Genomic DNA, 9,928 nt, shown 5'->3' with positions numbered 1-9,928 from the left:
ACGCCCGGTTACATTCCGAACCCGGAAGCTAAGCCTTACAGCGCCGATGGTACTGCAGGGGGGACCCTGTGGGAGAGTAGGACGCCGCCGAACAAATATTGACAGGGTTGGACCCGGAACTTCGGTTACGGGTCCAACCCTTTTTTGTTCTCCGTCACTTGAAGTTCACGTTGCGCGATCAGCATCCACAGCATGGGTACTGCTGCAATGCTCAGGGCCGCCGGTGTCGGACTCGGTGACGAGGTCGTCGTGCCGGCCTTCGGGAACGTCGAGGTGGCTGAGGCCGTGGCCAAGGCCGGGGCGCTGCCGGTGTTCGCCGACATAGATCCTGTCTCCTACTGCCTCGACGCCTCCGCTGTGGAAGCGGCGGTAACTCCGCGGACCGCGGCCGTGGTGGTCGTGCACCGCTTCGGGCGGCTCGCCGACATCGCGCGGCTGCACGCGCTGGGAGCGCGCCACGGGCTGCTCGTGCTGGAGCAGGGGGAGTCCGAGGCGCCGTACGACGAGATAGCCCAGCGCAGGGAGCGGGCGGCTTATCTCCATACGAAGTTGAGGGGTGTGCGGACGCCGGACGACGGTGACGGGCACACCTATCAGCAGTACGTCGTGCGGGTTCCGGGGAACGGGCGGCCGGATCGGGACGCTTTCGCGCGAGCTGTGCGGGCCAGGGGAGTCGAGTGCCGGGTGCCGGTGAAGACTCCGGTGCATCGACTGCCCGAATTCCGGCGGTGTGTTTCTCTCCCGGAGACGGAGCGGGCTTCCGACGAGACGCTCGCACTGCCTGTGGACGCCACTCTGACCAAGCGGGACATGCAGCGGATCGTGTCCGCATGTAATGCCCTTGGAGGGCTTCTTCAGCCCGCCTTCTGACGTGGTTGGGAGCACGGCTCTGTTCGGGGTATGATCTATTCCGTTGCTGCGGGGGAAACCCCGCAACGCGACAGGCCCCTATAGCTCAGTCGGCAGAGCGTCTCCATGGTAAGGAGAAGGTCAACGGTTCGATTCCGTTTGGGGGCTCCAGCAGAAAAGGCCCCACCCTCACGGGTGGGGCCTTTTTCGTGTCCTAGTCCTTGTGGAGGCCCGGGACGCGCATGGCCAGGATCGCCATGTCGTCGGACGGGGCATCCGACGCGAAGCGTTCCACCGCGCGCATGATGCGGGCCGCGACCGCGCCGGCCGTGAGGCCCGTGCAGGTCGTGAGGACGTCGGCGAGACCGTCGTCGCCCAGCATGCGGGCGCCTTCACGGCGCTCGGTGACGCCGTCCGTGACGCACAGGAGGACGTCGCCCGGGTCGAGGGTGACCGTCTGCTCGTAGAGTTCCAGGTCGTCGATGACGCCGAGGAGCGGCTGGGGTTCGGCTGCCGGTTCCACCGAGCCGTCCTGGCGCAGGCGCAGCGGGAGCGGGTGGCCGGCGCAGACGACCTTCAGTTCGGCGCTGCCGTCCCCCTGGGGGCGCATCTCGCCGTAGAGGAGGGTGAGGAAGCGGCTGCGGGCGCCTTCGTCGAGGATGGCGGAGTTGAGGCGCTCCAGGACCGCCGGGCCGCTGAGGCCCTCGCGGGCCAGGAGGCGCAGGGCGTGGCGGGCCAGGCCCGTGACCGCCGCCGCGTTCGGGCCCGTACCGCAGACGTCGCCGATGGCGAAGCCGTAGGCGCCGTCGCGGATGGGGAAGACGTCGTAGAAGTCGCCGCCGACCTCGTTGCCCTCGCCTGCGGCGCGGTAGATGACCTCGACCTCGACTCCCTCGATCGTGGGGAGTTCCGGGGGGAGGAGGCTGCGCTGGAGGGACTGGCTGATGGCCGTGCGCTCGGAGTAGAGGCGGGCGTTGTCCAGGGCCAGGGCGGCTCGGCGGGACAGGTCCTCGGCGAGTTCCAGGATCTCCTGGCGGAAGTGTTCGTCGGTGGGCTTGCCGAGGGTCAGCATGCCGATGACGCGGTTGCGGGCTACCAGGGGGAGGACGACCGTCTCGCCGCCCACCGCGGATGCCGTGGCGAGGGTCGGGCCGATGCCGGGGGTGACCTGGCGGGTCGGGCCGCCGCTGAGGCCGAGGCTGCGCATGGAGCTGCGCAGAGCCGCCTGGTGGGCCACCTCGGCGGGGGCCGACCAGACGCGGGCGCCGGGGGTGGGGACCGGGTCGGGCGGGGGGACCTTCGACAGCAGGGACTTGATGCCGTCGATGAGTTCCTCGTCCTCGTGCAGGACGTACGAGAGGTAGGGCTCGGAGGCCTGGTGGGCGATCGTGTAGACGGCGCACCAGGTGGCGAGGGTGGGGACCGTCATCTGGGCCATCAGGGCCAGGGTCTGGTCGCGGTCCAGGGTGCCGGCCAGCAGGTCGGAGGCCTCGACCAGGAAGTTCAGGGAGCCGCGGCGCAGGCGCTCCAGTTCGCCGAGGCGGGCCGATTCGACGGCGAGTGCGATGCGGTCGGCGGCGAACTGGAGGCGCAGGGCCTCCTCGTTGGAGTATCTGCCGGGGGCCTCGGCGGCGACGCCGAGGGAGCCGGTGAGGCGGCCCTCGACCTTCAGCGGGACCGTGACGACCGAGCGCATGCCCGTGCCGTTCAGCAGCGGCACCGCGCCGGGGACCGCCGTCAGATCGTCGTGGACGGCCGGCATGCGGGCGGAGCCGTAGCGGCCGGAGCCCGCTTCGACGGGGACGCGGGCGAAGCGCTGGCGGGCGGAGGGCAGGCCCGTGGAGGCGCGGACCTCCAGTTCCGTCTCGTCGTCGGTGGCCAGCAGGAGGAACGCGGAGTCGCCGTCGAGCATGTCGCGGGCGCGTTCGACCGTGCGCTGGAGGAGGCCGTCGAGGTCGTCCGGGGCGGGGTAGCCGATGAACACCTCGAAGGGGTCGGTGCTCTGGCCCTCGGAGGCGGCGCCGGTGTCGGAGGCGGGGACGCGCAGGGGCGTCTGGAGAACGGCCCGTTCGTGGTCCCGTACCAGGAGGCACACGGTTGACGGTTCGCCGCCGGTGTCGCGGACGCGCAGGTGGGAGGCGTAGACGGGGGTCACGCGGCCGTTGGCGGCGCGGATGCCGTAACTGCCCTCCCAGCGGGAGAGCTGGAGTGCCTCCGCGATGCCGGTGCTGGTGCCCGGGGTGTGCGGCCAGGCCGCGAGGTCGGTCAGGGGCTTGCCGGTGACCTGCTCGGCCGGGTAGCCGAAGAGGTCCTCGGCGTCCTCGTTCCAGGCGGTGATGTGGCCGGTGCGGTCGATCTGGACGACGGCCACACGGACCCGGCCGTCGGCGAGGGGGAGGAGGTCGGCGGGGAGGGCCGGGCCGGCCGCGCGGGTGCCCACCGCCCGGGCCGGGAGGGCGAGCTGGAACCAGACGGTCTTGTGGGTGGGGGTGTACTCGACGCCCCAGCGGCCGGCGAGGGCCGCGCACAGCTGGAGGCCGCGTCCGCCCTCGCGGTCGGGGCTGCCCATGTTGATGGCCGAGGCCTGGAGCGGGATCTCACGCTCGGGGTAGCGGTCGGCCACCTCGATGCGCACGCCCTCGTCGCTGCGCAGGCAGAGCAGGTCGGCGGAGGTGCCGGCGTGGACCACGGCGTTGGTCACCAGTTCGCTGGTGAGAACGACGGCGTCGTCGACGATGTCGGCGAAGCCCCAGCCCTGAAGGGTGTCGCGGACGAAGGAGCGGGCGCTCGCGACAGATCGCCCGACGGGCTCGAAACTGGCGGCCGCTCGCGCGGTGATCACAGAACTCCTCGACCGGTTCTCGACGTGCTGGGCTGCGTGGCCGACCGGCTCGCGCCGCTGTTGCGGCAGGCCGCCCGTCGGCCGGGGGTCCGGGGGCTGTCCCCCCGGGATCAGTCCGGTGGTCATGTGTGCGGCCGCCCCTCCGATGCCCGCTCGTCTTCGTGCCACCGCCCAGGCCGGACGGACCGGCGCGGCTGGACAGCCGGATGCAAGGTTACTTACCTTCGCGGTCCATGCGGATGCCGGTCTGCAGTGTTTCCGTCCGGAGGGTGTGCGGACGATGTGCGAAGCTGCCGAACTGTTATGGCCTGGTTCGGCCAGGGTGAAACACTGGGCAAGCTTCTTGTGAAAGTCCGGGCAGGCTGAGTGTCTTCTGCGTACGGGGGGCAGCAGCCCCCTGGGAACGGCCTGGTATGCAGGGCGGAGAATACGCAGTAGTAACCGGTACGCCGAGCGTGGTACCTCAGCACAGCAGTGACGGTCGACCCCTGCGGGAGGGACACAGTGGAGTCTGGCGCAGCGACGCGTGGCAAGAAGACGCGCGCAAAAGGCGGACAGTCCCCAAGCAATCAGGGCAAAGTGCGTAGCGGCACGACTGAAGTGGACACGGCAGCCCTGAATCGGCTGATGGTTGCCCTGGTGTCGATGCGGGACGGCAACTTCCGCAAGCGGCTCACGGTGTCCGGGGACGGCGTGATGGCCGAGATCGCGGCGGTTTTCAACGAGGTGGCCGACCGCAATCTGCATCTGACGGGTGAGCTCTCGCGGGTGCGGCGGATGGTGGGCCGGGAGGGCAAGCTCACCGAGCGGCTGGAGACTGGGGCCTGTGAGGGTTCCTGGGCGACCGCGATCGACAACTCGAATGCCCTGGTGGACGACCTGGTGCGGCCGGTTTCCGAGGTCAGCCGGGTGCTGTCCGCGGTGGCCGAGGGTGATCTGTCGCCGCGTATGGAGTTGCGGACGCAGGTGCCGGACGGGAACGGGCAGCCGCTGCGCGGTGAGTTCCTGAAGGTCGGGCGGACCGTCAACAATCTGGTCGACCAGCTGTCGACGTTCACCGACGAGGTCACGCGTGTGGCCAGTGAGGTGGGCACCGAGGGCAAGCTGGGCGGGCAGGCCCGTGTGCGCGGTATGTCGGGTTCGTGGCGGGATCTCACGGACTCCGTCAACACGATGGCGTACCGGCTCACCGCTCAGGTGCGGGACATCGCGCTGGTGACGACGGCGGTCGCCAAGGGTGATCTGTCCCGGAAGGTCACCGTTCAGGTGGCCGGCGAGATGCTGGAGCTGAAGAACACCGTCAACACGATGGTGGACCAGCTGTCGGCGTTCTCCTCCGAGGTGACCCGGGTGGCCCGTGAGGTGGGCACCGAGGGTGCGCTGGGCGGGCAGGCGCAGGTGCCCGGGGTCGCGGGTGTGTGGAAGGAATTGACCGATTCCGTGAACACCATGGCCGGGAACCTCACGGCCCAGGTGCGCGGGATCGCGGAGGTGACGACGGCGGTCGCCAACGGTGACCTGTCGCGGAAGGTGACCGTGCAGGCGCGGGGCGAGGTCGCGCAGCTCGCCGAGACGATCAACCAGATGACCGAGACGCTGCGGATCTTCGCGGACGAGGTCACGCGAGTGGCCAACGAGGTCGGGGCCGAGGGGCGGCTCGGTGGTCAGGCGAACGTGCCGGGTGCGGCGGGGACGTGGAAGGACCTCACCGATTCGGTGAACACGGTCTTCCGGAATCTGACCACTCAGGTGCGTGACATCGCCGCCGTGACGACAGCCGTGGCCAATGGTGATCTGTCGCAGAAGGTCACCGTGGACGTGGCCGGCGAGATGCTGGAGCTGAAGAACACCGTCAACACGATGGTCGACCAGCTGTCCGCCTTCGGTGCGGAAGTGACCCGTGTGGCACGCGAAATCGGTGTCGAGGGTGAGCTGGGCGGTCAGGCGCAGGTGCCGGGTGTGGCCGGGACATGGAAGGACCTGACGGACTCCGTCAACACGGCGTTCCGGAACCTCACCGGACAGGTGCGGAACATCGCGCAGGTGACGACGGCGGTGGCCAACGGTGACCTCTCGCAGAAGGTCACGGTCGACGTCTCCGGCGAGATGCTCAAGATGAAGAACACCGTGAACACGATGGTGGACCAGCTGTCGAGCTTCGCCGACCAGGTGACCCGGATGGCCCGGGACGTGGGCACGGAGGGCCGTCTCGGTGGTCAGGCCCGGGTGGACGGCGTGTCCGGTACGTGGAAGGAGCTCACCGATTCCGTCAACTCCATGGCCGGGAACCTCACCTCCCAGGTGCGCAACATCGCGCAGGTGACGACGGCCGTGGCCCGGGGTGACCTGTCCCAGAAGATCGACGTCGACGCGCGCGGGGAGATCCTCGAGCTGAAGAACACCATCAACACGATGGTCGACCAGCTCTCGGCCTTCGCCGACCAGGTGACCCGGGTCGCCCGCGAGGTGGGTACGGACGGCCGGCTGGGCGGTCAGGCGCAGGTGCCCGGGGTCGCCGGTGTGTGGCGCGACCTGACGGACTCCGTGAACGGCATGGCCGGCAACCTCACCGCGCAGGTGCGCAACATCGCGCAGGTGGCGACCGCGGTGGCCCGGGGTGATCTGTCGCAGAAGATCGACGTGGACGCGCGCGGGGAGATCCTGGAACTCAAGAACACCCTGAACACGATGGTGGACCAGCTGTCGTCGTTCGCCCAGGAGGTCACGCGTGTGGCCCGTGAGGTCGGTACGGAGGGCATCCTGGGCGGCCAGGCCGAGGTGCAGGGTGTCTCCGGCACCTGGAAGGACCTCACCCAGTCCGTGAACGGCATGGCGAACAACCTGACCATCCAGGTGCGCAACATCGCCGAGGTCACGACCGCGGTCGCCCGGGGCGATCTGTCCAAGAAGATCACCGTCGACGCCAAGGGTGAGATCCTCGAGCTCGTCACGACCGTCAACACGATGGTCGACCAGCTGTCCTCCTTCGCGGAGCAGGTGACCCGGGTGGCCCGTGAGGTGGGCACGGAGGGCATCCTGGGCGGCCAGGCGCACGTGCCGGGCGTCACGGGCATCTGGAAGGACCTGAGCGACAACGTCAACCTGATGGCCAAGAACCTGACCACCCAGGTGCGGAACATCTCCCAGGTCTCCGCGGCGGTCGCCAACGGTGACCTGACGCGGCAGGTCACGATCGAGGCGCGCGGTGAGGTCGCGCAGCTCGCCGACACCATCAACACGATGGTGAAGACGCTGAGTTCGTTCGCCGAGCAGGTCACCAAGGTGGCCCGTGAGGTGGGCACGGACGGCATCCTCGGCGGGCAGGCGCATGTGCCCGGGGTGGCCGGCACGTGGAAGGACCTGACCGAGTCCGTGAATCAGATGGCGTCCAACCTGACCGGTCAGGTGCGCAACATCGCCATGGTGACCACGGCCATCGCCAAGGGTGACCTGACGAAGAAGATCGACATCGACGCGCGCGGGGAGATCCTGGAACTGAAGACGACCATCAACACGATGGTCGATCAGCTGTCGTCCTTCGCCGAGGAGGTCACCCGGGTCGCCCGCGAGGTGGGCACGGAAGGACAGCTCGGCGGGCAGGCACGGGTGCGTGACGTCGACGGCACGTGGCGGGACCTGACCGAGTCCGTGAACGAGATGGCCGGGAACCTGACCCGTCAGGTACGTGCCATCGCGCGCGTGGCGACCGCGGTGACCCGCGGTGATCTGAACCTGAAGATCGACGTGGACGCGTCCGGGGAGATCCAGGAGCTCCAGGACTACATCAACAAGATGATCGCCAACCTGCGCGACACCACGATCGCCAACAAGGAGCAGGACTGGCTCAAGGGCAACCTGGCCCGTATCTCCGCCCTGATGCAGGGCCGCCGCGACCTGGAGGACGTGGCCTCGCTGATCATGAGCGAGCTGACGCCGGTGGTGTCCGCGCAGCACGGCGCGTTCTTCGTGGCGATGCCGCTCGTCGACGGCGAGGACATGAACGCCGCGGACGAGGACCAGTACGAGCTGCGCATGCTCGGTTCGTACGGCTACTCGATGGGCTCCATGCCGACGTCGTTCCAGCCGGGTGAGGCACTGGTCGGGACGGCCGCCGAGGAGAAGCGCACGATCCTGGTGGAGAACGCGCCGAGCGGCTATCTCAAGATCTCCTCGGGACTCGGTGAGGCGCCGCCCGCGCAGGTGATCGTGCTGCCGGTGCTGTTCGAGGGCAGCGTGCTCGGCGTCATCGAGCTGGCGTCCTTCACGCCGTTCACGCAGATCCAGAAGGACTTCCTCAACCAGATCGCCGAGATGATCGCGACGAGCGTCAACACCATCTCCGTCAACACCAAGACCGAGCTGCTGCTGGCGCAGTCGCAGGAGTTGACCGAGCAACTGCGTGAGCGCTCCGCGGAGTTGGAACAGCGGCAGAAGGCGCTCCAGGCGTCCAACGCCGAACTGGAGGAGAAGGCCGAGCTGCTGGCCCAGCAGAACCGCGACATCGAGGTGAAGAACACCGAGATCGAGGAGGCGCGGCAGGTCCTGGAGGAGCGCGCCGAGCAGCTCGCGGTGTCGATGCGCTACAAGAGCGAGTTCCTGGCGAACATGTCTCACGAGCTGCGTACGCCGCTCAACTCGCTGCTGATCCTGGCCAAGCTGCTCGCCGACAACGCCGAGGGGAACCTCTCGCCGAAGCAGGTCGAGTTCGCCGAGACGATCCACGGGGCCGGTTCCGACCTGCTCCAGCTCATCAACGACATCCTCGACCTGTCGAAGGTCGAGGCGGGCAAGATGGACGTCTCCCCGACGCGGATCGCGCTCGTCCAGCTCGTGGACTACGTGGAGGCCACCTTCCGCCCGCTGACCGCGGAGAAGGGCCTGGACCTGTCCGTACGGGTGTCGCCGGAGCTGCCCGCGACGCTGCACACCGACGAGCAGCGGCTGCTCCAGGTGCTGCGCAACCTGCTGTCCAACGGGGTCAAGTTCACCGACTCCGGGTCGGTGGAGCTGGTCATCAGGCCGGCGCGGGACGACGTGCCGCAGAGGATCCGTGAGCAGTTGCTGGAGGCCGGGTCGCTGACCGACCCGGACGCCGAGCTGATCGCGTTCTCCGTGACCGACACCGGGATCGGCATCGCGTCCAGCAAGATGCGGGTGATCTTCGAGGCGTTCAAGCAGGCCGACGGCACGACCAGCCGCAAGTACGGCGGTACGGGTCTCGGGCTGTCCATCTCGCGGGAGATCGCCCAGTTGCTCGGCGGTGAGATCCACGCGCAGAGCGAGCCGGGCCGCGGCTCGACGTTCACGCTGTACCTGCCGTTGCACCCCAGTGAACTGCCGCCGCAGGGCTATCAGCAGCAGCTGCCGGCCCTGGAGGCCGGTGACCTGATGGTGTCGACGTCGGACCTGTCCGAGCTGTCCGAGCTGTCCGAGGTCGAGGTCGAGACGCCGGCCGAGGTGAAGTCGTACAACGAGACGCAGAACGGGCCGGCCGCCCTGTTCCGGCGCCGCCGCAGGATGCCGGAGCTGGCACCGCGCCCGGCGCAGCCGGAGCAGTGGACGCCCGCGGAGCAGGAGACGGCGCCGAAGCCGCAGCGCGGCATCCGGTTCGGCGGGCAGAAGGTCCTGATCGTGGACGACGACATCCGCAACGTCTTCGCGCTGACCAGCGTCCTGGAGCAGCACGGCCTGTCGGTGCTGTACGCCGAGAACGGCCGTGAGGGCATCGAGGTGCTGGAGCAGCACGACGACGTGGCGGTCGTGCTGATGGACATCATGATGCCCGAGATGGACGGGTACGCGACGACCACGGCGATCCGCAGGATGCCGCAGTTCGCCGGGCTTCCGATCATCGCGCTGACCGCGAAGGCGATGAAGGGCGACCGGGAGAAGGCGATCGAGTCGGGTGCCTCCGACTACGTCACGAAGCCGGTCGACCCCGATCACCTGCTGGCGGTGATGGATCAGTGGATGCGGGGGGAATGAGGGGAACGTTGGACCGTTACGCAACGTTGGCGGGAAGGTTCGGTGTTCACGCGGAGTTGCGGAGTCGGTGTGCGCATAGTCGTGTAGAAGTACGAGATCGGGGGAACCTTCTGGTCTCCTGCTGCGTTTCTGCTACGTGCACAGTGACATCGCGGTGACAGGGTGTGGCGACGGGCGGGGTGCGGCTACGATGACCGGCACAAGGACGGGCGGCGCAAGGGAGTCGTCCTCTGGGGCGGCACCCACCGGTGC

At 68.6% G+C, this 9,928-nt stretch carries 3 protein-coding genes, 1 tRNA gene and 1 rRNA gene; 4 read left to right on the top strand and 1 reads right to left on the bottom strand.

What is annotated here, in order from left to right; translation table 11 throughout:
* The 3 genes from rrf to ACZ6TU_RS35185 all read left to right on the top strand — a co-directional run.
* Positions 1-93, top strand: a 5S ribosomal RNA gene (rrf, locus tag ACZ6TU_RS35195); the annotation flags it as partial.
* Positions 94-207: 114 nt separating this feature from the next.
* Complete coding sequence (locus ACZ6TU_RS35190) at positions 208-870, top strand: DegT/DnrJ/EryC1/StrS family aminotransferase (RefSeq protein ID WP_467681145.1); 663 nt, start codon at positions 208-210, stop codon at positions 868-870.
* 74 nt (positions 871-944) lie between these two features.
* A tRNA-Thr gene (locus tag ACZ6TU_RS35185) sits at positions 945-1,020 on the top strand.
* A 43-nt stretch (positions 1,021-1,063) separates the two neighbouring features.
* Here ACZ6TU_RS35185 and ACZ6TU_RS35180 read toward each other — a convergent pair.
* Entirely contained in the window at positions 1,064-3,817 is a 2,754-nt protein-coding gene (locus tag ACZ6TU_RS35180) for a SpoIIE family protein phosphatase (RefSeq protein ID WP_467681127.1), read from the bottom strand.
* Between the two features lie 378 nt (positions 3,818-4,195).
* On the opposite strand from ACZ6TU_RS35180, the gene ACZ6TU_RS35175 reads away from it, so the two are divergent.
* Positions 4,196-9,676, top strand: coding sequence for a HAMP domain-containing protein (locus ACZ6TU_RS35175; protein WP_467681125.1), 5,481 nt, complete (start codon positions 4,196-4,198; stop codon positions 9,674-9,676).
* Positions 9,677-9,928: the final 252 nt, after the last annotated feature.

The sequence above is a fragment of the Streptomyces sp. NPDC052064 genome (genome assembly GCF_055585925.1).
The sequence above is the reverse complement of the archived record's forward strand: the minus strand, read 5'-3'. Positions and strand labels throughout refer to the sequence as shown.

Bases quoted from the DNA above. Each gene is read 5' to 3' on its own strand.
- ACZ6TU_RS35190 (WP_467681145.1), top strand. From the start codon at position 208: ATGCTCAGGGCCGCCGGTGTCGGACTCGGTGACGAGGTCGTCGTGCCG.
- ACZ6TU_RS35180 (WP_467681127.1), bottom strand. From the start codon at position 3,817: ATGACCACCGGACTGATCCCGGGGGGACAGCCCCCGGACCCCCGGCCG.